The organism is Streptomyces sp. 3330, from assembly GCF_031456635.1.
In the GTDB taxonomy this organism is placed as follows: Bacteria; Actinomycetota; Actinomycetes; order Streptomycetales; family Streptomycetaceae; genus Streptomyces.
In genome coordinates this window covers 61725-81476 of sequence record NZ_JAVDVA010000003.1, presented here as the reverse complement: position 1 = coordinate 81476, position 19752 = coordinate 61725, and the positions used below count along the sequence as shown (strand labels likewise).

The following is a 19752-nucleotide window of genomic DNA, read 5'->3' as shown; positions in this document are numbered from 1 at the left end:
GGACGTGACGTTCGTCATCCCCGCACCACACCCGCCCTGCCCAAATGCGGGACAGAACGCGGCATATGACAGTGGCCAGAGCTCAAGCGGCCTGTCTCACACCATTCCGTTGCGGCGCCTTCTGCCGCTATGGTCCCCGTCGGTGGGTCGAGGTCCCTCGTCCCCGCCATGCCCTCGGGGGGAGGGAAGGAACTCAAGACGATGCCCGTACCCGTACCGCGGCAGAGAGCGATCCCGGCCGTGGAGAGTGGTCAGGCGCAGGCCGCGCCCGCAGTCGGCGGCCCCTCCAAGGAAGACACCGTTCGCAACGAGGCGACCACGGCCGAGAACCGGAACAACACCGCGCACGACAGCGCGCTCAACGCCACGCCCGCCGACGGCGTCCACCAAGGCGTGAGCACGACCCGTGTGAGCACGACCGACATGAGCACGACCGGTGTGAGCGCCACGGGCGTGAGCGCCGGTGGTGTGGGCACCTCCCACACCACCCTCACCCTGCTGCTGATCGAGGACGACCCCACGGCGGCGCCGATCGTCCACGACCTGCTGGACGCGGACGGCAAGCCGATCCGGGTGCGCACCGCCCGCAACCTCACCGAGGCCGAGCGGCTGCTGACCCATGACGTCCACTGCATCCTGCTGGACCTGGCGCTGCCGGCGCCCGGCAGGGCGGTCGAGTCCGACGACGAGCTCGCCGTCCTGCGGCACGTGCTCCGGCTCGCGCCCCGGCACGCCGTGCTCGCGCTCACCGCGTCCGGCGACGCCGAGCGCGGCGCCGAGGCGGTCCGCGTGGGCGCCCAGGACTACCTCTACAAGGACGAGCTGGACGGCCGGCTGCTGAGCCGCGCGATCCGCTACGCCGTGGAGAGGAAACGTTCCGACACGGCCGAGCGGCGGCTCGCCGAGGGCAAGCTGCGCGCGCAGGAGAACGCCCGTCTGGAGCGCGGTCTGCTGCCCACGCCCCTCCTGGAGGGCTCCCCGCTGCGCTTCGCCGCCCGCTACCGCCCCGGCCGCTCACGGGCGCTGCTCGGGGGCGACTTCTACGACACCGTCCGCACGCCGGACGGCACCGTGCACGCCATGATCGGCGACGTCTGCGGGCACGGCCCGGACGAGGCGGCGCTCGGCGTGGAGCTGCGCATCGCCTGGCGGGCGCTGACGCTGGCGGGCCTGTGCGGCGACGAGCTGCTGAACACGCTTCAGCAGGTGCTGGAGCACGAGCGCGACGACGACGAGATCTTCGCGACGCTGTGCACGGTGGACATCGCGCCCGACGGGCGCCGGGCGGGCCTGTGCCTGGCCGGCCACCCCGCGCCGCTGATCGCCCGCCCGGACCGGCCCGCGCGGCTGCTGCCGTACGACAACAACGGCCCCGCCCTCGGCCTGCTGCCCGGCGCCCGCTGGCCGCGGATGCAGGTCGAGCTGGGCGCCGAGTGGAGCCTGATGCTCTACACCGACGGCCTGATCGAGGGCCGGATCGGCGAGGGCCGGGAACGGCTGGGCCAGGACGGCATGGTGGAGATGATCCGTCGCCAGCTCGCCGAGGGCCTGAGCGGTGAGGCACTGCTGCGGGCCGCGGTGAACGAGGTCCGCGAGCTCAACGGCGGCGAGCTGACGGACGACGTCGCCCTGGTCCTGCTGGACCGGGTCCCGGTCCCGTAACCGAACCCGGACACCGGGGCGGGGACGCCCCGGCCCGGACCTCGGGACCTGGATGCCTGAACGCGGAGCCGGGACGCGGACGCCCCGGCCCGGACACCGGACCCCGGGCACCCGAGCCCGGACGGCCCTCTGAGGGAGGACGGGCCGGGCGCGCGGATGGTGACGCCGGGCCGGTCCCGGGCCGGACGAGAAGCAGGCGGCGCCGGGCGGGGAGCGGGTGGCGCCGGGCCGGGCGGGGAGCAGGCGGCGCCGGACCGGACGAGAAGCAGGCGGCGCCGGACCGGACGAGAAGCAGGCGGCGCCGGACCGGACGAGAAGCAGGCGGCGCCGGACCGGACGAGAAGCAGGCGGCGCCGGGCCGGGCGGGGAGCGGGTGGCGCCGGGCCGGACGAGAAGCAGGCGGCGCCGGACAGTGCTGCGCCCCCGGGCTCCTGGGAGGAGCTGCGGGGGCGCGGGAGATTTCGGGGTCAGCGGCCGCCGTTGTACGGGCCGTACGGGCCGTCGCTGCTGCTGCCGCCGCGCCTGCGGCCCCAGCCGCCGCCACCGCCGACCTGACGGAGGGCGGGCCGTACGTCCACGAAGAAGACGATCGTGGCGACGAGTCCCGCGAGCTGGAGGAAGAGCATCGGCACCAGGAGGTTCACCGCCACCGTGACGCCGAGGATGATCAGCCAGAAGCCCTTGTTCTGCTTGTCGGCGGCCCGGTAGGCGTCATCCCGGAACAGAGCGGCCATCACCAGCGCCACCACGGCGAGGACCAGCATGGCGAGGTAGAGCAGCCACACCAGCCCGGCGAAGCCTTCGATCAGCACAACGTCCACCACCCGACTCGACGCGATTCGACTCGCTCGTCCTTACGCGGTCACCGTACCCGCAACCGCACTCCCGCTACCCGTACAACGGGCCGGGCACCACGTGAGTGCCCGGCCCGTGACTGTATGTCCCTGTCCGCCGTGTCCGTCCCGGCCGTCGGTCTCACTTGGCCGGCGGCGTGGTCTTCTTCGCGACGGGCTTGCGGACCGGAGCCTTCTTCGGCGGCGCGGGCTTCTTCGCCCCGGCGGGCTCGGACGGCGCAGCGGCCGCGGCGGGCTTCGGCTCGTCCTTGACCACGACCGGCTGGACCACGGGCGCCGGCTTGGGCTCCGACTTGGGCTCGACCGCGATGGCGAGCTCCTCGATCTCCTCGGCGGCCTCGCCGCGCCAGGTCCTCACGGCCTGCTCGCCGTGCTCGGCGACCTTCTCGTACGTCTCACGGGCCTTGACGGCGTACTCGGCCGCGACGCCGACCCCGCGCAGCGCGAAGTCCTGGGCGGACTCGCCGAACTTCTTCAGGTCGGCGTCGAGGGTGCTGCCGAGCTTCTTGATGTCCCCGTCGAGGCTGCTGATGAAGTCGGTGACCTTGGCCTGGAGGGTCTCCTGCGCCTCCTTGGCCTTGGCGGTCGCCTCCTTGGCGCGGGCGCCGGCCTTCTCCTGCACCACCTTGGGGTCGGTGTTGCGGACGGCCTCGAAACGGGCCGGGGCCTCGGTGCGCAGCTGCTCCACCAGACCCGGCACCTTCTTCGCCTGCTGGAGGGCCAGATCGGCGGTGCCTGCGGCGAAGTAGAACGGAGTCGGGTCGCTGAAGGTCTTGCGCAGGTCGTCGGTGATGGCCATGGTGAAGGTCCTCCCGGATTCACATACGTCGTATTCGGCTGAGGGTCGTGCAGGTCCGCAGCGGTGCGGCCGGTCCCCTGGTCCGGTCAACCGGCCGTCTGCTGCGGGTCGGCGTCGCTCTCGTGGTTCCGTGGGGCCGCCGCACCGTCGCCGTCCGCGAATCCGTTCTCCTTGCGGAAGGACTCGTAGATCTGGAGCAGCACCTGCTTCTGCTGCTCGGTCAGCGTGGGGTCGGCGAGGACGACCGCGCGGGTCGCCCCGTCCCGGTATTCCTGCCCGTCCCGTTCCGCGTCGAGGATGCCGGCCCGCACGTACAGCGTCTCGGCGGAGATCCGCAGCGCCTTGGCGACCTGCTGGAGCACCTCCGCGCTCGGCTTGCGCAGCCCGCGCTCGATCTGGCTCAGGTAGGGATTGGACACGCCGGCGGCTTCGGCGAGTTGCCGGAGCGACAGCTGCGCGGTGCGCCGCTGCTCGCGCAGGTACTCACCGAGATTGCCGACGTTGAGCGATGCCATGACTCCACTGTGCATCAACCCTGCTAACTATTGCAAGCACCTGCTTGCAATAGTGTGTCGCGCCACTCCAGACCGACCGCCCCATCCCGGTACCCCACCCCCCGTGACCCATCCCGGCGGCCCGCTCCGGCGGGCCGCTTCAGCAGCCCGCCCGATCACTCCGTTCGATCACCCCGCCCGAGCACCCCCTCCCCGCCTTACACCTCACGCCTCCCACGGCAACTCCCGTTCGTGCACCACCTCCAACCGGGAGACCGCCCGGGTCAGCACCACGTAGAGCCGGTTCAGGCCGCGTCGCTCCGCCTGCGCGATGGCCGCCGGTTCGACGGCGACGACGTGGTCGTACTCGAGGCCCTTGACGAGGGTCGCCGGGACCGCCGTCACCCTTGCGGCCGGGTCGTCCGGGCCGGAGGTCGGGATGCCGGCCCCGGTCAGCGCCCCGCGGACCTGGTCGATCTGAGAGTCCGCGGCGATGACGCCGATCGAGCCCTCCCGGGGGAGCGCGTCGCGTACGGCGGCGACGACCGCGGCGCGCAGGTCGCCGTCGGCCCGCCGGACGCGCAGTTCGCCGTCCCCGCGCAGGGAGTCGGCGCGGGGCACGTCGGCGTCGAGGAGGTCGAGCAGGCGGCCCGCGAGGGCGAGGACGGCGGCCGGGACACGGAAGCCCGTGGTCAGCGGGACGATCGTCGCGTCCGGCTTGCCCAGGTGGGCCATCTGCGCCCGCCAGGAGTCCGCCGCCCAGGGTGTGGTGCCCTGCGCCAGGTCGCCGAGGACCGTGAGCGAGCCGAAGCGGACCCGGCGGGCGACCGCCCGGCACTCCATCGGGGACAGGTCCTGGGCCTCGTCGACGACGACATGGCCGTAGCCCTGGGGGTGGTCGAGGAGGCCGGCGATCTCGTCGAGGAGGACGAGGTCGGCGGGCGACCAGCGCGCCGACCTCGGCGAGCGCGGCGGCCGCGCCCAGCGCAGGGCCCGCTGCTCGCCCGGGTCCAGCAGGCCGTCCGCGGCCCGCGCCAACTCCTCCTCGTCCGTGAGGAGTCGGGCCAGCACCTCCGCCGGGCGGGCCTTCGGCCACAGCGCCTCGACGCACGCGCTCACCGGCCGGGCCCGTTCGAGGCGGCGCGTCCAGGAGGCCGGGCGCGGTCCGCTCCGGCGTTCCACCTGCTCCTGGATCCGGCGCACGATCCGGCTGCGCACCCGCTCGCGCCCGATCTCGTACGGCGGCCCCTCGGCGAGCACCCCGGCGACGATGTCCGCCAGCCGCTCGCCCGTGATCCGCCAGCGCTGCGAGCCGTCGGGAACGGAGAGGTCCTCGGCCCGGCCGGCCGTCACCCGCCCGTAGACCGCCCTGCGCAGCACCTCGGCCATCCGGACGTCGTGCTTGACGGCGGCGGTGCGGTCGGGGTCCGTCCCGGTCGCCGGACGGAGGGCGATCTCGTCGTGCAGGGTCGACTGCCGTACGCCGGTCTCGCCGAGAGAGGGGAGCACCTCGGCGATGTAGGAGAGGAAGGTGCGGTTGGGGCCGAGGATGAGCAGGCCGCCGCGCCGGATGCGCCGCGGGTGGGTGTAGAGGAGGTAGGCCGCCCGGTGCAGGCCGACGGCGGTCTTGCCGGTGCCGGGGGCGCCCTGCACGCACACGGATGCGGTGAGTTCCCCGCGGACGAGTTCGTCCTGCTCGGGCTGGATGGTCGCGGCGATGTCCCGCATGGGGCCGACCCGGGGCCGTTCGATCTCGCGGGCGACGATCCCGCCCGGCCGCCCCGCCCCGCCCGGCCCACGAGGCCCGGCCCGTTCCGTGCCGTCGACGTGCCCGCCCGCGTCGAGACACTCGTCCTCCAGGCCCGTGAGGTCGGCGGAGTCGCCGCGGCTGCCGGGGGCCCAGCCGAACCGGCGCCGGACGGCCACGCCCTGCGGGTCGCGGGCGCTCGCCTGGTAGAAGGCGCGGGAGACGGGGGCGCGCCAGTCGACGACGAGGGGCGGGGTGGCCGGGTGCTCGCTGATGCGGAGCCGGCCGATGTGGTGGGCGAGGCCCTCGTGCGCGCCGCCCGTACCGTGTGCGAAGTCCAGCCGGCCGAAGAACAGGGGGCCTTCGGGCAGTTCGTGCAGGGCTTTGGCCCGGCTGCGCAGCCGGTACCCGAGGACTTCGGCGTCGGCGCCGGACGCGGAGACGTCCTCGCCGGTGACGACCTGGAGGTCGGCGCCCTCGACCATCGCGGCGAGGGCGGCTCGGCAGTGGTCGTGGTGCGCGCGTTCGTGCCGCAACGCGGCGCCGAGGTCCGGCGGGCTCTTCGGGTCGCCCTCGGGGACCGGCTCGGATGTCGTCATGCGGCGAGCGTAGACGAATAACGTTACCGAGTAACATTTTCTACTCGGCCTCGAATCCGGCCTCGAATCCTGCGGAGGCCGATCGCCCGGCCGCCTACGGATCGGAGGTCAGGACGGGGGCCCGGCGTCAGGACGGGCCGAGTGCCGGGAAAGCCGCGTCCAGTACCGCGAAGGCCCGTTCCACCGCCGCCTCCGCTTCCCCGCGCACGTCCTCCACCCGCTCCCCCTCCGCGATCCGCCGCCAGTTCTCCTCGGCGAGGATCCGCCGGACGGCGACGATCTGACCGGCGGCGAGACGGGCGTCGAGGGCGTCGGGCAACTCGGCCGCCAGGGCGCCGGCGAGGGCGGTCTCCGAGCGCTCCAGGTAGCCGTACAGGCGGGCGACCAGGGAGGGCGTGCCGTAGAGCAGGCTGTGGAAGGCGCGCACCTGCGGGTGGTCGTTGAGGCCGGTGACGGGATCGGCGGCGGCCAGTCCGTCGAGGAAGTGCCGGCGCAGGGCGGGCAGTGGCGCGACCCCGTCGGCCCGCGCCGCCGTGACCACCCGGGCCGCCTCCTGCTCGTGGTCGGCGATCCGGTGCAGGACCAGGTCCTCCTTGGTCGGGAAGTACCGGAAGAGGGTCGGCTTGGAGATCTCGGCCGCCGCGGCGACCTCGGCGACGGACACCGCGTCGAAGCCGCGCTCGATGAACAGCCGGACGGCGATGTCCGACACGGCCTGGTACATCCGCTGCCTCTTGCGCTCGCGCAGCCCGGTCTCGCTCATGGACCGAGCCTACGGGGACCGGTCACCGACCTCGCTTGACCTCAACCGGGGTTGAGGTCGAAGACTCCATGCACACGCATCGGACGGCACGGCAGTGGAGGTACGTCATGCGAGCAGCACAGGTGAAGGCGTTCGGCGGACCGGAGGTCCTGGCCACGGTGGAACTGCCGGATCCGGTACCGGGCCCCGGCGAGCTCCTGATCGAGGTCTCGCACGCCGACACGATCTTCGTGGAGACCCAGGTCCGCACGGGCCGCTTCCGCGCCCACTTCCCCGTCGAGCCGCCCTACGTCCCCGGTGGCGGCGTCGCCGGCACGGTCACCGCGGTCGGCGCGGGCGTGGACGCCGCGTGGGTGGGCCGCCGGGTGACGTCCTTCGTGGCCGGGAGCTACGCCGAGCGCGTGACGGTCCCGGTCACCGCGCCGACCCCCGTCCCGGACGGCGTGGACCTGCGCACGGCCGCGGCCCTCGTCCACGACGGGGTGACGGCCGCCGGGCTGCTGGAGAAGACCGCCGTGGCCCCGGGTGACCGCGTCCTGGTCCTCGGCGCGTCGGGCGGCATGGGCACCCTGCTGATCCAGCTGGCCCGCGCCCGGGGCGCCCGGGTGGTGGCCGCGGTACGGGGGGCGCGGAAGTCGGCGCTGGTACGGGACCTGGGGGCGGACGCGGTGGTCGACGTGTCGCAGCCGGACTGGGTGGACCGGGCGCGGGAGGCGCTGGGGCGGCCCGGGCCCGGCCGTGCCAGGGATGCGGCCACGGAGGCGGCCGACGCAACCGATGCCGGAGCCTCTGCCGAAGCCGATGCCGACGCAACCGCCCGAGCCACCGCAGCAACCTCCGCCGAAGCCGCCGCCGATGTCGTGCTGGACGGCGTCGGCGGGGAACTGGGCCTCGCGGCCTTCCCGTTGACCGCCGACGGCGGGCGGTTCTCCGCGCACGGGGCGCCCACGGGCGGCTTCGCGGCCGTGGACGCGGCGGAGGCGGAACGGCGGGGCGTCACCCTGTTCGGGATCGGCGACGTGCAGTTCGGCGCGGCCGAGGCGGGCCGCCTGACCGCGCATGTCCTGGCCGAGGCGGCCGCCGGGCGGCTGCGGCCGGTGATCGGCGCTCAGTTCCCGCTGGCCGAGGCCGCCGCGGCGCACGCGGCGATCGAGGGGCGGGAACTGGTCGGCAAGGTCGTGCTCGGGATGTGAACCGGCGCCGGCGTCAGCTCCGCCCCCGGGTGAGGGCCAGTTCCAGATAGGGATTGGCGGTGCGCGAGGCCGGAAGGCCGAGGGAGGCGGTCGCCGCGGCCAGCGTCTCGGCGTAGGAGTCCACGGCGCGGCGGACGTTGGGGGCGTCCAGGCCTGTCCTGGTCACCAGCCGGTCGAGATCGACGTAGGCCGACCGGATGATCTCGATCCAGCGGTACACCGGCCAGTCCAGCCGCCAGTTCGTGCTGTACTCCGGGGGCATGTTCCGCTCCCACCGCCGGAACATGCGGTCCCGGATCTCCGGCCGGGTCGGGGTGAGGTGCATGTGCCGGACCAGGTCGTAGAGCGGGTCGCCGACCAGGGCCATCTCCCAGTCGATGATGGTCAGCAGGTAGCGGCCGCCGCGCACCAGGTTCCACGGGTTGAGGTCACCGTGCAGAAGGGCCGGAGCCCGGTGGGTGAGCGTGTGGCGGGACAGGATCTCCCCCAGCCGCTCGTGGTGGGGGAGCCCGAGGTTCCGGGCCAGCTGCATCGACTCCTTGGGCAGCGTCTGCACCAGCTTCACGAGCTGGTCCCGCAGCCACACGTAGAAACCGTCGCTGCCCGCGACCGGATCGACCAGGGTGTGGTCGACCTTCGTCAGCGCGCACAGCTGGTCGACGAGCGCGTCCGCCTCGCGCGGGCGCAGACCGTGCACCGGGTGTTCGGGGGGCCCGCCGCGCCGCGGTCCGACATAGGTGTGGATGGCGAAGGGGTCCTTGGTGAAGCTCTCGCCCAGGGCCAGGATCCGCGGGGCCTCCACCTTCACCCGCGACTTCTCGATGGCCCGCAGCACGGCGTGCTCACTGAGGATGCTGGGCTCCCTGCGCTGGACGTCGGAGAGCAGTCGGCGCACCACCACGGGTTCGGGGTGGCCGCTCACCCGGACCACCGTGTTGAGGTGCGCGGTGCCCTTGAAGACGTTCCCCGCGGGGGCGGCGCCCTCGGCCAGCAGCGCTTCCCTGACGGCGCTCGCGGGGAACTTCGGGTGCGCGGGGACGCGCCGGTCCGCCGTCCAGGAGATGGCCGGTCCGATCCAGTCCCTGCCGCTGATGTTGCCGTCCGTGCGCGAGGCGAGCCAGCGGTAGAGCGCCCCCTCGATCTCCGCCGGCCTCGGCACCTCCCGCAGCCTGAGCGGCTCGGCGGCCGTCTCCAGCGCCCTGCGCACCTCCGTCGTCGCGTCGTCCAGGCTCTTCTGGGTGAGCGACTGCTCCAGCGACTGCGCGGCCCGCATCACGTCCGGATAGACGGACTGCGCCCGTTCGAAGGCGAGATAGTGGGCGAGGTCCCTGACCAGGCCGTTGGTGGCGGCGGGCCGGACCGCCAGCATGGCCTGCGCCCAGGTGTCGACCACCTCGGCCCACTGGTGGGCCGGGTACTGCATGCGCACCAGGTGGGTGGCCAGGTCGTGCAGGGGGTCGCCGTAGGTGGCGAGTTCCCAGTCGACGCAGACGAGGGGCGGATCGCCGTCGTACGACACGATCAGGTTGTCCCGGTGCAGATCCGCGTGGAGCAGGCTGTACGGCCGCCGCGCCATGACGGGGACCCGCTCGGCGAGCCCGGTCAGGGCGTCGTCGGGGATGCCGAGCGTGTTGAACAGACCGCCGAACTTCTCCCAGTTGGCCTGGCGGATCTGCAGGTCGGCGAGATGGGCCAGCGTCCTCAGGAAGGCCTGGCTGTCGGCCCGGTCCGCGGGCCATCCGGCCGGCAGCCGCGGCAGGGCCGACGGGCGCACCCGGGTCATCCGAGCCAGCAGCCCGGCCAGCTCCCCGATCAGCAGGGAGTCGACAGGCTTACCGTTTCCGCAGACCCGGGCGAGCGGCAGTCCCTCGACATAGCTGTGCACGGCGAAGGCGGGCGGTTCCACCGGTTCCGCGCCCTCCACCCGGCCGGGAACGGCGCCGGCGGGGCGCGTCACCAGGCACCGGGGCACATGCGGCAGCACGCTCTGCACCGCCCTGAGGACGAGGGCCTCGTCCTCCCAGGTCCTGATCACGACCCGCAGGGCGTCGAGGCGCCGGATCCGCACGGTCACCGGGGTTCCGGCCTCCCGGCCCAGCAGGCGCGCCACGGGCTCGGTCAGCGGCAGCACGTGGTTGCGGTTGTGGTGGCCGCCGGACACCTCCCCCTTCTCCTCCGCGGTCCTGACGAAGGCCCGGAAGACGGCGTCGTGCTGGTCGTCAGTGGCTCGCTCCCCGGGACGACACTGGGGAACTAGGGGGTCGCGCACTGGCCACTCCGGTAGTCGCGCAGGGATGGGTAGGGCAAACGGTAAGGGGACCGTACGGTCGGAGCATGGACGAGTGAGCGCAATGGGTTGTCCGCCACTCGGCTGCGTCAGGCCGTTCGAGACCGGCTTGTTCGCCGTCTCATACGTATGGCCGGGAGCGGTTGCTCGCGCGGTGCGGCGCATGCTAGCGCAAGCAACTCGACTATTCGGCGAGATGCTCCCAGACCGAGTCGAACCACTCCTGCCAGCTGTCGACGAACACCGAACCGGGCGCGTCGGGGTCGGCGTCCCTGACGTGACTGGTGAGCCTGGCGCCCAGCCCCAGCACGTCGAGCGCCTCGATCTCCTCACCGGAGTCCAGGGTGATCCGGCGGTCGATCACCTTGTACGGGCCGTGCAGGGCGACGTCACCGTCGAAGAGGTAGAGCTTGAAGGCCGGGGTCAGGGGAGCGTGCCGGATGTGCAGTTCGGCGGAGCGGACGAGGTTCTCGGTCTCCAGGTCCCTCAGCAGGCCGCGCAGCGAGTCCGTGGCCCGGCGGGTGATGGTGTGCAGGCGGTCCCGCAGCCGTACGTCGTCCTGGTCCGCCCTGGCACGCGGGTAGGGCACGCGCAGGTCCTCGGCCGGGAGGATCATGCGCAGGACGATGCGTTCGGGGGCGCGCGGTCGGCGGCGGAGCCGCTCCGCCTGCACCCGGATGTGGGCGTAGAGCGACTCGGCTGTCAACGTGTAGACGTCGAGGACGACTTCGGCGCTGCCGAAGGCCTTGTCGAGGAGGCTTTCCAGCGTCTCCTGGGCCGGCGGTGCGGCCGGCCGGACCGGCCGGCCGCCGAGCACCCGTGACCCGCTGCCCTGCCGGGACTCGATCCGGCCCTCCTCAGCCAGCTCGCGCAGGACCCGCTGGACGGTGTCCCGGGACACCTCGAACTCCTCGGCCAGGTCGCGCTGGGAGGGCAGGAAGGACCGCACCGGATACGTCCCGTCGTCCATCCGCGAGCGCAGCGCTTCGGCGACCCGGTGAAACTCCCTGCCGCCTGTGTCACCGCCCTGCCGTTCACTCACACCGCGACCGTACCGCTCGCCGCCCGCCGGCAAACCACTTTCAGTCAAGTGCCTCCCAGGGAAGGCCTGTTGGTTAAGGGATCAAACAGGCAGGGGAAAACCATTCCAAGTCAACCGGTCCAATTGGACCGCTGGCTGCAGACTTCACCGACAATGGCAGGCAGGTGGAAGGTCATGCTCCTGTTATCGGCGCTCTGGGAGGCCCTCGGGCTCTGCGCGGGGCTGACGGCGCAGAGCAGGCTCGGGGCCGTGGGGCTGATGCTCCTCTTCACACTGGCGGTGGGCATCCGGGCCCGGCACAGCGGCCTCGCGGTCGGAGCCGCCGTCGTGCTCGTGGTCCTCATGACGCAGGCTTGAGCGGGCGTCCACTCAGAAATTCCTGACGGCCCTCAGCACCGTCTCCAGCGAGTTCACCACCGTCGTGGCGCCCGCGCCCCTGAGCAGCTTCTCCTTGCGCTCGTTACGCGCGTAGCCCAGGAAGGGCACACCGGCGTCGCCGGCGGCCAGGAAGTCGGAGGGCGTGTCGCCGATCATCAGGGCGGTGGCGGGCGCCGATCCCATGGCCCGCAGGGCGCGGTTCAGACAGTGCGGGTGGGGCTTGAGGTGGTGCAGTTCCTGGGTGCGGCCGTAGACGTGCGGCGCGAAGCACGAGGTAAGCCCGCGGCCCGCCAGGTACGTGGCCGCCACCCGCGGGGAGTTGTTGGTCGTGACGGCCAGCCGCAGTCCCCGCCCGACCAGCGTGCGGATCAGGGGGTCGGCCCAGGCCGTGGGCATCGCCGTGTCCGTGGCCTTCAGCTCCTCCTGGGTGAGGCGTTCCTCCAGCTCGGTGACCAGGTCGCTGCCCGGGTGCCGGCGGTCCACCGCGCGCAGCACGACGTGCGGGTCCAGCGACTCCCGCTCGGACTCCGTCAGCAGTCCGCGCAGACCCCGCCCCTCGAGCCACTCCACGAGGCCCTCGGCCACCCCTTCCGCCGAGTGGCCGGCGAAGAGCCGGCAGATCGGCCCGTCGAAGTCCCACAGGACGACCCTCGCGCGGGTGATCAACTCCCGCAATTCCTCGGGCCCGTCGTCCGTTCCGCTCCCCGTTCCGTTCCCCGTCCCGGTCCCGGTGCCGGCTGCCGCCTGTTCAGTCCGCGTCGTATCAGAGGTCACTAGGAGAGTGTCAGGTCCGTCGTGATGGTTTCCCAGAGGGCGTCGAACCACTTCTGGGATTCCTCCACGAACGCGGCGTCGCGCTGACCGGCGGCCTTCTCGAAGGAGAAGAGGAGGGACTCGGTGCCCCGCACGTCGTACATGTCGAGGGTTCCGCTGTCGGTGGTCTCCTCCGTGCGCGCGACCATGTAGTACGCGATCAGCGCCTCCTGCCCGTTGAGGAGGTACAGCTTCACCGGCGGGGTGAACGGCAGCGCCCGGAAGGTGATGTTCACGTCCACACCGTGCGAGCGCAGCGCCCGGAGGTTGTAACTCAGCACCTGACCCTGTGCGTTGCGCATCGACAGCCACCGGCTGTGGACCGGGTCCTCGTCCTCGGCACGGCCTTCGACCGGGACCGGGAAGGCGAGGCTGATGTCGCGGGACGGCAGCAGGATGCGGACGTCGATCTTCTGGGGCCGGATGCTGCCGGCGTGGATCAGCCGCAGGGGCTCGCCCAGGGCCGGGATCAGGCTCTCGGCGGTGAGACAGGCCGCGTCGATGCGCACGTGCGGGACCCCGAAGGCGGCGGTGAGGCGCGGGGCCAGGCCCACCATCGTGGGCTGGGGTTCGCCGCGGTCCGGCGCGGGCGGCTCCGCGATCCGCGGCGGGCTGCCCTTGCTCACGTTGGTGAGCAGCCCGTCGTCCTGGAGGGCCCGCAGGGCCTGGCGCACGGCGCCGCGCTCCACGCCGAACTCGTCGGCGAGCTCGGCCTGGGTGGGCAGCCGGTCGCCCGCCCTGAGATCCCCGACGCGGATGCGCTCGCGCAGGACATCGGCGATCTCACTCGGTGAGAGCCTGCTGCCGTTCACTGCCACGTTCTCCTGGGTCACGACCAAACGCTACAACTTAGATCCATCTGGCGGGAGTTGTTTGAAAGTTGTTTAACAGCTACTGCCAAGTGGGGACAACATACTCATAGTTGGCAACCAACTTGAGTGAGTTGGCGGAAGGTTTGCCTCCCACTCCAGTCTCGGAAGGGGGGAACCACCATGCCCGTCCTCGTCCTCCTCTGCGCCGCCTTCGTCGTCGGAGTCGAGCAGACCATCCAGTGGAAGTACGGCACCGCCGGCGCCCTCGGCCTGCTTCTGCTCAGCGTCGGCATCAAGGCCAAGAGCCCGGTCATCAGCTCGGCCGGCGCGGTGATCCTCGCCCTCCTCGCCACCGGGCCCGCCGTCAGCTCGTGAGCACCAGCTCCGAGCTGATCGTCTCCCACAGGGCGTCGAACCACAGGTGGGACTGTTCGACGAACGTCGTGTCCCTCGGTCCGGCGCCCTGCTCGAAGGCGAACAGCACCGACCGGGTGCCCTCGGCGTCGTACATCTCCAGATGCTCGTGATCGATCGTCTGCTCGCGCCGTTTGACCGTGTAGTAGGCGAACAGCGCTTCCGTCCCGTTGAGCAGATAGAGCTTGACGGGCGGGGTGAAGGGCAGTGCGCGAAAGGTGACGTGCACGTCGATCCCGTGCGTGGAGCGCAGGGTGAGCAGGTTGTGCCGCAACACCTGCCCCTGGGCGTTGCGGTGGGCCAGCCAGCGGCGCTGCAGCCGCCCGGTCTCCGTGATGTCCACCGGCGCCGGAAAGGCCAGCTCGATGTTCCGGGACGGCAACAGGACACGGACGTCGATCTTGGCCGGTTTCAGTCGCCCCGCGTGGATCTGCCGCAGGGGTTCGCCGATGGCGGCCGTCAGCGAGACCGCCGTCAGGCACAGGGCGTCGACCTCGACGTGATCGGCCGCGAAGGCCTCGGTGATCCGCGGCGGAAGCGCCACCATCGAGGGCTGCGGCGCCGCCCCGGACCCCGTCGGGAGGCCGACCGCGCCGGGACCCGCGGCGACCGTCGCCGGGCTTCCCTTGGAGACGTTGGTGAGGAGCTGCTCGGACTGGAGGATGCGCAGCGCCTGCCGTACGGCACCCCGCTCGACGCCGAACTCGTCCGCCAGCTTGGCCTGCGTCGGCATGCGCTGACCCGGCCGCAGCACTCCGGTCCTGATCCGGGTGCGCAGCTCGTCGGCCACCTCACGATGTGACCGCTGCGGCCGCACCGCCCTCCCCCGCCCATTGACGGAGGCATGTTCCGGCTCCACGTCCGCACACTACAACTTCCCGCCATCTTTGGGCAGTTCAAAGAGAGATGGTTATAGGACGCTTCCAAGCGGACATAGTTACAGTGAAGTTGGCAGCCAACTTCAACAACATGGTCAAACTTTCAGACGGTTGGCCGGTCGGGCTCCCTTCCGGAGGGGAGCCGGGAGCCCGAGCAGTCGGCACCGACGTACAGCCACAACTGAACATCGCCCGCACAGCCACAACTTCAGATCGCGCGCACAGCCACAACTGAACAGCTACGGATACCCGCATTCACAGCGACACGAACACCGGGACACTCGCGCACGAGGAATCAGGCACGAGAGCACCGCAGCGCCGGTCGGCGACGCCGACCGGCCACACCGGAAGGAGCCGTCAGAAGATGTCCGGGCACCACGGCCGCCCGGACGTACGCAGCAGGGCGTCGGCCTCACGGGCGGCGCCCGCTCGTTCTTCCCGGAGCCGGCCCAGCGCCGCCAGCCGACCCACGGACTGGTCGCCCAGCCACAGCGTCGCCAGCTCGGCGACGTCCAGGGTGAGATCGGCCTCGCGGGTGGTCGGCGTGCAGGAGGCGCCGTCGGGGGTCGCGTCCAGCAGGAAGCGGCCTCCGGCCAGGCCCGCCCGGTCGACGACCTCCAGGACCAGCGCGCCCGACGCGGCGTACGTCCGCGCCTCCAGAGCCCGCACGACGTCCAGGATCCGCACCCACAGCCAGTCCGCCTGCGTGGTGATGCGCGCCGCCCGCGGGTCCGGCAGATGGAGCGGGAGCAGGTCGTCCGGTGAACGCCAGCCCGTCTTCACCCGGGTGATCCAGTCGATGGAGCACAGGTAGTGCCACAGGGCGCGCTCCGCGGCCGGGGTCACCGCGCTCAGCCAGTTCACCGTCGCCGTGTTCAGCGGCTGCTTGCCGTCGCTCCACTCGTCGTCCGCGCGGTAGGAGGCCATGCCCTCCACCACCCCCTCCGCCGAGCGGTACACCACGAAGAACGGCTCGACCCATGGGCTGCCGAACAGCCACAGCCGTCCGGTGCGCGCCGCCCACCAGTGCTCGTCCCGGTCGATCACGCCCGGCTGGACGCTCCGCAGCCGCTCATGCAGCTCGGGGCCGAGCAGGCGGATCTCCTCGGCGTCGGCGAAGTCGATCCGGCCGCCGTCCTGCGGGACCGGCCGGTTCGGGTCGAGGCCGGTGCGCGGCACGTCGATGGACCACTCGGTCATGGTGGTCGCGGGACCGAAGCCGTACCGGCCGTAGATCCGGTACTCGGCCGCTATCAGGGTGGCCACGACGTCCCCGCGGTCCTTCGCCGCCGTCAGGTCGTCGGCCATCAGACGGGTGAGGAGCCCGCGGCGGCGGTGCGTGGGCGCGACGGTGACGTTGGAGATGGCGTCGGCGGGGACCGGGGCGCCGCCGACCGCCGTGAGCTCCTGGTCGAACGAGCGGAAGGTCGCCACGCACCGGCCCGCGTCGAAGGCGCCGGAGAACCGGGAGTCGGCGAACGCGACCCGACGGTCGGCGAGCATCTGGTCGGGGACGGTGGGCGGGCGCAGAAAGCCCGTGTTCACGGCACGGGTCCAGTCGGGAAGCTCCGCATCGGTGATCGTGCGGACTTCGAGGGGCTGCTGGATGGCTCGGCGGGTCATGGGATCACCGTAGGCAGGGGCGGGCGGGCGGCGCGAAGATTTTTCCCGCCCTCGCCGCCCGCCTCCCCCAGGGCTCCCGCGCGGTCACACCAGCAGGTCCTCCACCTGCGCCTCTCCCTCCCGGTAGCGCCGCGTGATCTCCGCGCCCGACTCGTCGGCCGTCCGCTGGAGGAGCTGGCGCCGGCTCGAGACCTGCTGCTCGTAGCGGACCAGGCAGCCCATCGCGTCGTGGAGCTCGGGATCGGTGCGCGCGCCGAGGTCGGAGAGTTCGACGTCGGCGAGCATGTCGGCGGCCAGCCGCCGGTACTCCTCGCTGTGCGGGGTTCCCAGGGTGACGTGGCGGGCCGAGGAACGGTGCCGGGCGGGAGCGTCGGTGAGGATCTCCGACAGCCGCTCCACCACGGAGGCCGCGCCCGTCGGAGAGCGGCGGGCCAGCTCCGCGCGCAGGATGTCGATACGGCCCTGGAGCAGCCGTCGTACATAGCTGAGGTCGGCCTCGTCGCGCTGGGCGTCCCGGCGCAGGGTGCGCAGTTCGGGCAGGCTCAGCCGGGTCAGGTCGTGCTCGGGTCGTTCCGCGGGCAGCACGGGGCTGTCGCTGCGCTGTGCCGGCGGCCGATGTGTCGCAGGCCGCCCGGTACTCGGTGTGCTCATGTCCTTCTACCGTCCCCTCGACCGGCGTGTGGGAAGCATCGTGCCACCCCGATCGACCGCCGGGTTACCGAGTCCCCCCGAACGGCCCCAGATGGGGGCTTAAGGATCAAAAATGGGCCCCTCGCGGGTCCGCGCGGGGGACCCGGCATCATGGTCCGCATGCGAGCGGTGGTGCAGAGGGTGGACGGCGCGAGCGTCGTCGTGGACGGCGAGACGGTCGGGGAGATCAGCGGCGAGGGGCTGTGCGTCCTGGTCGGGGTCACCCACGAGGACACGAAGGAGAAGGCGGCTCAGCTCGCCCGCAAACTCTGGTCGGTCCGTATGCTCCACGACGAGAGGTCGTGCAGCGACATCGACGCCCCGCTGCTCGTGGTCAGCCAGTTCACGCTGTACGGGGACGCGCGCAAGGGCCGCCGCCCCACCTGGAACGCGGCCGCCCCCGGCGACGTCGCCGAGCCGCTCGTCGACGAGGTCGTCGCCCGGCTGCGGGAGCTGGGCGCGACGGTGGCGACGGGCCGGTTCGGCGCGCAGATGCGCGTGTCGCTGACGAACGACGGCCCGTTCACCGTGCTGATCGAGATCTGAACCGCCCTAGGGCTCGACGACCGTCTCCTGAGCGGCCGCGGTCGTCCCGGCCAGCAGCGGCGCGTCCACCGGCACGTTCCGCTTCACCAGGGCCAGCGCCACCGGGCCGAGCTCGTGGTGGCGTACGGACGTGGTGATGAAGCCGATCTTGCGGCCGTCGGGGCCGTCGGCGGCGACCCGGAGTTCGGTGCCCGCGACCGGCAGATGGACCTCGCTGCCGTCGAGGTGCAGGAAGACGAGGCGGCGGGGCGGCTTACCGAGGTTCTGCACCCGGGCCACCGTCTCCTGACCGCGGTAGCAGCCCTTCTGCAGGTGCACGGCGGTGCCGATCCAGCCCAGTTCGTGCGGGATGGTGCGGTGGTCGGTCTCGAAGCCGAGCCGCGGACGGTGGTGCTCGACGCGGAGGGCCTCGTGGGCGAGGATCCCGGCCGGCGGCCCCGCCTGCCCCGCGAAGGCCTCCAGATCGGCGCGGGGCAGGAAGAGATCACGGCCGTACGCGGTCTCCCGGACGACGACACCCGGCGGGACGGGGGCGATGGAACCCGCGGGCAGATGCACGACCGCGATGTCGGCGGTGCGGTCGGCGACCTCGGCCCGGTAGAAGAACTTCATCGACTCCAGGTAGCCGATCAGCGCCTCCTCGGTGCCGGGTTCGACGTGCATCCACACCGTCAGACCGTCGTCGACCAGGTAGAGCGCGTGTTCGATGTGGCCGTTCGCGGAGAGGATCAGCGCTTCGGTGGCCTCGCCGACGCGGAGGTCGGTGACGTGCTGGGTGAGGAGAAGGTGCAGCCAGCTCAGCCGGTCCTCGCCGGAGACGGTGACGACTCCGCGGTGCGAGAGATCGACGAAACCGGCGCCGTCGGCGAGGGCGCGCTGCTCGCGGAACAGGTCGCCGTAGTGACCGGCGACGCCTTCGTCCACACCCTCGGCGGGGACGGCGCCGGGCAGGGACAGCAGAGGGCTCTTCATGGGCCCAAGCCTACGACTTGGTAATTGAACCCTTGAGCGTGCAGTCCTTGCACCGCCCGAAGATCGCGAAATGCTTCATGTCCGTGTCGAAGCCGAAGGTCTCGCGCAGCTTGTCCCGGAACTCCGCGGCCACCTGGACGTCCGCCTCGATGACGTTGCCGCAGTCCCGGCAGACGAGGTGGATGTGATGGTGCCGGTCCGCCAGGTGGTAGGTCGGCGCCCCGTGCCCCAGATGCGCGTGGCTGACCAGCTCCAGCTCCTCCAGGAGCTCCAGGGTCCGGTACACGGTGGAAATGTTGACCCCCGACGCCGTCTTCCTCACTTCCACGAGGATGTCGTCGGGGGTCGCGTGCTCAAGGGTGTCCACGGCTTCGAGGACAAGCTGCCGCTGCGGCGTCAGCCGGTATCCGCGCTGCCGCAGGTCGCTCTTCCAGTCAGTGCTTTCAGTGCTCACCACACCGAAGAGTCTAGAACTACTTGAAGAAGGCGATCCCGTCGTCCGGCATGTCGTCGGGGAGGGCCTTCGCCCAGCGCTCGACGTCCTCCGGGGTGACGACCTTCTTCAGATGCGCCGACATGTAGGGGCGCAGCTCGACCTCGGGGGTCTGCTTCTCGCCGACCCACATGAGGTCGCTCTTGACGTAGCCGTACAGGCGCTTGCCGCCGGTGTAGGGGCCGGAGGCGGCCGTGCGGGCCACCGCGTCGGTGACGAGGTCGATCTGCGGCTTCTTGTCGGCGAGCTCGCCGTACCAGATCTCGACCACGCCGTCGTCGCGGACCATGGTCACCTCGACCTTGCGGTCGGCGTCGACGCGCCAGAAGCCGGACTCCGACTCGAGCGGCCGGATCTTGTTGCCCTCGCCGTCCAGGACCCAGGTGTGGGAGTGGTACTCGAGGAAGTCCCGGCCGTCGTGGCCGAAGGTGACCTCCTGCCCGAAGTTGCACTTCTCCGAACCGGGGAAGTCGTGCACGCCCGCGCCCGCCCAGCTGCCCAGCAGGAAGGCGAGGGGGACGAGGTCCTTGTGGAGGTCGGACGGAATCTCGATCATGGGTGACAGTTCCTGGACGTGGTAGGTCAGCGCTGGCCCTGGTACAGCTTCTTCACGGTCAGACCGGCGAAGGCGAGAACGCCGACGCAGACCAGGACCAGCAGGGCTTCGAAGAAGATCTCCACGGGGTGCTCCTC

At 71.9% G+C, this 19752-nt stretch carries 20 protein-coding genes; 5 read left to right on the top strand and 15 right to left on the bottom strand.

The features are described from left to right. The first annotated feature begins 201 nt into the window (after positions 1–201). Positions 202–1662, top strand: a complete 1461-nt coding sequence (locus J2X68_RS06295; protein ID WP_310431445.1) for a fused response regulator/phosphatase — start codon at positions 202–204, stop codon at positions 1660–1662. A 467-nt stretch (positions 1663–2129) separates the two neighbouring features. On the opposite strand, the gene J2X68_RS06290 is transcribed toward J2X68_RS06295, so the two are convergent. From J2X68_RS06290 to J2X68_RS06270, 5 genes are all read right to left on the bottom strand, one after another. Next, positions 2130–2474 (bottom strand): DUF2516 family protein, encoded by a 345-nt coding sequence (locus tag J2X68_RS06290; protein ID WP_028806934.1) that lies wholly within the window; start codon positions 2472–2474, stop codon positions 2130–2132. A gap of 163 nt (positions 2475–2637) precedes the next feature. Further along, complete coding sequence (locus J2X68_RS06285) at positions 2638–3315, bottom strand: hypothetical protein (RefSeq protein ID WP_310431444.1); 678 nt, start codon at positions 3313–3315, stop codon at positions 2638–2640. A gap of 86 nt (positions 3316–3401) precedes the next feature. Further along, entirely contained in the window at positions 3402–3830 is a 429-nt protein-coding gene (locus tag J2X68_RS06280; RefSeq protein WP_020130339.1) for a helix-turn-helix domain-containing protein, read from the bottom strand. 204 nt (positions 3831–4034) lie between these two features. After that, positions 4035–6155 (bottom strand): AAA family ATPase, encoded by a 2121-nt coding sequence (locus tag J2X68_RS06275; RefSeq protein WP_310431443.1) that lies wholly within the window; start codon positions 6153–6155, stop codon positions 4035–4037. Positions 6156–6282: 127 nt separating this feature from the next. Next, on the bottom strand, positions 6283–6918 hold the full coding sequence (locus J2X68_RS06270; RefSeq protein ID WP_310431442.1) for a TetR family transcriptional regulator: 636 nt from the start codon (positions 6916–6918) through the stop codon (positions 6283–6285). A 107-nt stretch (positions 6919–7025) separates the two neighbouring features. Between J2X68_RS06270 and J2X68_RS06265 the strand changes: the two genes are divergently transcribed. Continuing rightward, positions 7026–8111 carry a zinc-binding dehydrogenase gene (locus J2X68_RS06265; RefSeq protein WP_310431441.1) on the top strand — a complete coding sequence of 362 codons (1086 nt, stop codon included), beginning with the start codon at positions 7026–7028 and terminating at the stop codon, positions 8109–8111. 13 nt (positions 8112–8124) lie between these two features. Here J2X68_RS06265 and J2X68_RS06260 read toward each other — a convergent pair whose 3' ends face one another. Together J2X68_RS06260 and J2X68_RS06255 are read right to left on the bottom strand one after the other, a co-directional pair. After that, positions 8125–10380 (bottom strand): phosphotransferase, encoded by a 2256-nt coding sequence (locus tag J2X68_RS06260; protein ID WP_399039380.1) that lies wholly within the window; start codon positions 10378–10380, stop codon positions 8125–8127. A 202-nt stretch (positions 10381–10582) separates the two neighbouring features. Next, entirely contained in the window at positions 10583–11440 is an 858-nt protein-coding gene (locus J2X68_RS06255) for a winged helix-turn-helix domain-containing protein (protein ID WP_310431439.1), read from the bottom strand. A gap of 174 nt (positions 11441–11614) precedes the next feature. Here J2X68_RS06255 and J2X68_RS06250 point away from each other — a divergent pair, with 174 nt between their 5' ends. Beyond that, positions 11615–11797 (top strand): hypothetical protein, encoded by a 183-nt coding sequence (locus J2X68_RS06250; RefSeq protein ID WP_310431438.1) that lies wholly within the window; start codon positions 11615–11617, stop codon positions 11795–11797. Between the two features lie 12 nt (positions 11798–11809). Here J2X68_RS06250 and J2X68_RS06245 read toward each other — a convergent pair whose 3' ends face one another. Together J2X68_RS06245 and J2X68_RS06240 are read right to left on the bottom strand one after the other, a co-directional pair. Beyond that, the gene (locus J2X68_RS06245) at positions 11810–12643 is read right to left on the bottom strand and encodes an HAD family hydrolase (RefSeq protein ID WP_399039378.1); all 834 of its coding nucleotides are present in this window, start codon (positions 12641–12643) and stop codon (positions 11810–11812) included. Continuing rightward, the gene (locus J2X68_RS06240; protein WP_310431436.1) at positions 12592–13470 is read right to left on the bottom strand and encodes a GntR family transcriptional regulator; all 879 of its coding nucleotides are present in this window, start codon (positions 13468–13470) and stop codon (positions 12592–12594) included. The genes J2X68_RS06245 and J2X68_RS06240 overlap by 52 nt, the downstream gene beginning before the upstream one ends. A 153-nt stretch (positions 13471–13623) precedes the next feature. On the opposite strand from J2X68_RS06240, the gene J2X68_RS06235 reads away from it, so the two are divergent. Next, positions 13624–13818 (top strand): hypothetical protein, encoded by a 195-nt coding sequence (locus J2X68_RS06235; protein WP_020130348.1) that lies wholly within the window; start codon positions 13624–13626, stop codon positions 13816–13818. Here J2X68_RS06235 and J2X68_RS06230 read toward each other — a convergent pair. The 3 genes from J2X68_RS06230 to J2X68_RS06220 all read right to left on the bottom strand — a co-directional run bounded on the left by J2X68_RS06230 (position 13808) and on the right by J2X68_RS06220 (position 17009). Further along, positions 13808–14674, bottom strand: a complete 867-nt coding sequence (locus J2X68_RS06230) for a GntR family transcriptional regulator (protein WP_310431748.1) — start codon at positions 14672–14674, stop codon at positions 13808–13810. The genes J2X68_RS06235 and J2X68_RS06230 overlap by 11 nt on opposite strands. A 418-nt stretch (positions 14675–15092) precedes the next feature. Next, positions 15093–16358: a GNAT family N-acetyltransferase gene (locus J2X68_RS06225; RefSeq protein WP_310431435.1), complete on the bottom strand. Its 1266-nt coding sequence runs from the start codon at positions 16356–16358 to the stop codon at positions 15093–15095. 84 nt (positions 16359–16442) lie between these two features. Continuing rightward, entirely contained in the window at positions 16443–17009 is a 567-nt protein-coding gene (locus tag J2X68_RS06220) for an aerial mycelium formation protein (protein ID WP_310431434.1), read from the bottom strand. Positions 17010–17168: 159 nt separating this feature from the next. Between J2X68_RS06220 and dtd the strand changes: the two genes are divergently transcribed. Next, positions 17169–17594: a D-aminoacyl-tRNA deacylase gene (gene dtd, locus J2X68_RS06215; protein ID WP_310431433.1), complete on the top strand. Its 426-nt coding sequence runs from the start codon at positions 17169–17171 to the stop codon at positions 17592–17594. Positions 17595–17600: 6 nt separating this feature from the next. Here the strand turns inward: dtd and J2X68_RS06210 are convergent, their stop codons facing one another. Genes J2X68_RS06210 through J2X68_RS06200 form a run of 3 tightly spaced genes read right to left on the bottom strand, consistent with a single transcriptional unit; the run spans position 17601 to position 19615 of the window. After that, a complete protein-coding gene (locus J2X68_RS06210; RefSeq protein WP_310431432.1) occupies positions 17601–18566 on the bottom strand; it encodes a folate-binding protein in 966 nt (321 codons plus the stop codon). A 10-nt stretch (positions 18567–18576) separates the two neighbouring features. Then, the gene (locus J2X68_RS06205) at positions 18577–19023 is read right to left on the bottom strand and encodes a Fur family transcriptional regulator (protein ID WP_020130354.1); all 447 of its coding nucleotides are present in this window, start codon (positions 19021–19023) and stop codon (positions 18577–18579) included. Between the two features lie 16 nt (positions 19024–19039). After that, positions 19040–19615: an FABP family protein gene (locus J2X68_RS06200; protein WP_310431431.1), complete on the bottom strand. Its 576-nt coding sequence runs from the start codon at positions 19613–19615 to the stop codon at positions 19040–19042. Between the last annotated feature and the right edge of the window lie 137 nt (positions 19616–19752).

Excerpts from the sequence above, each read along its gene's own strand:
- J2X68_RS06265 (WP_310431441.1), top strand. The coding sequence starts at position 7,026 with ATGCGAGCAGCACAGGTGAAGGCGTTCGGCGGACCGGAGGTCCTGGCC.
- J2X68_RS06220 (WP_310431434.1), bottom strand. The coding sequence starts at position 17,009 with ATGAGCACACCGAGTACCGGGCGGCCTGCGACACATCGGCCGCCGGCA.
- J2X68_RS06270 (WP_310431442.1), bottom strand. The coding sequence starts at position 6,918 with ATGAGCGAGACCGGGCTGCGCGAGCGCAAGAGGCAGCGGATGTACCAG.
- dtd (WP_310431433.1), top strand. The coding sequence starts at position 17,169 with ATGCGAGCGGTGGTGCAGAGGGTGGACGGCGCGAGCGTCGTCGTGGAC.
- J2X68_RS06295 (WP_310431445.1), top strand. The coding sequence starts at position 202 with ATGCCCGTACCCGTACCGCGGCAGAGAGCGATCCCGGCCGTGGAGAGT.
- J2X68_RS06285 (WP_310431444.1), bottom strand. The coding sequence starts at position 3,315 with ATGGCCATCACCGACGACCTGCGCAAGACCTTCAGCGACCCGACTCCG.
- J2X68_RS06275 (WP_310431443.1), bottom strand. The coding sequence starts at position 6,155 with ATGACGACATCCGAGCCGGTCCCCGAGGGCGACCCGAAGAGCCCGCCG.
- J2X68_RS06225 (WP_310431435.1), bottom strand. The coding sequence starts at position 16,358 with ATGACCCGCCGAGCCATCCAGCAGCCCCTCGAAGTCCGCACGATCACC.
- J2X68_RS06200 (WP_310431431.1), bottom strand. The coding sequence starts at position 19,615 with ATGATCGAGATTCCGTCCGACCTCCACAAGGACCTCGTCCCCCTCGCC.
- J2X68_RS06250 (WP_310431438.1), top strand. The coding sequence starts at position 11,615 with ATGCTCCTGTTATCGGCGCTCTGGGAGGCCCTCGGGCTCTGCGCGGGG.
- J2X68_RS06280 (WP_020130339.1), bottom strand. The coding sequence starts at position 3,830 with ATGGCATCGCTCAACGTCGGCAATCTCGGTGAGTACCTGCGCGAGCAG.
- J2X68_RS06210 (WP_310431432.1), bottom strand. The coding sequence starts at position 18,566 with ATGAAGAGCCCTCTGCTGTCCCTGCCCGGCGCCGTCCCCGCCGAGGGT.
- J2X68_RS06235 (WP_020130348.1), top strand. The coding sequence starts at position 13,624 with ATGCCCGTCCTCGTCCTCCTCTGCGCCGCCTTCGTCGTCGGAGTCGAG.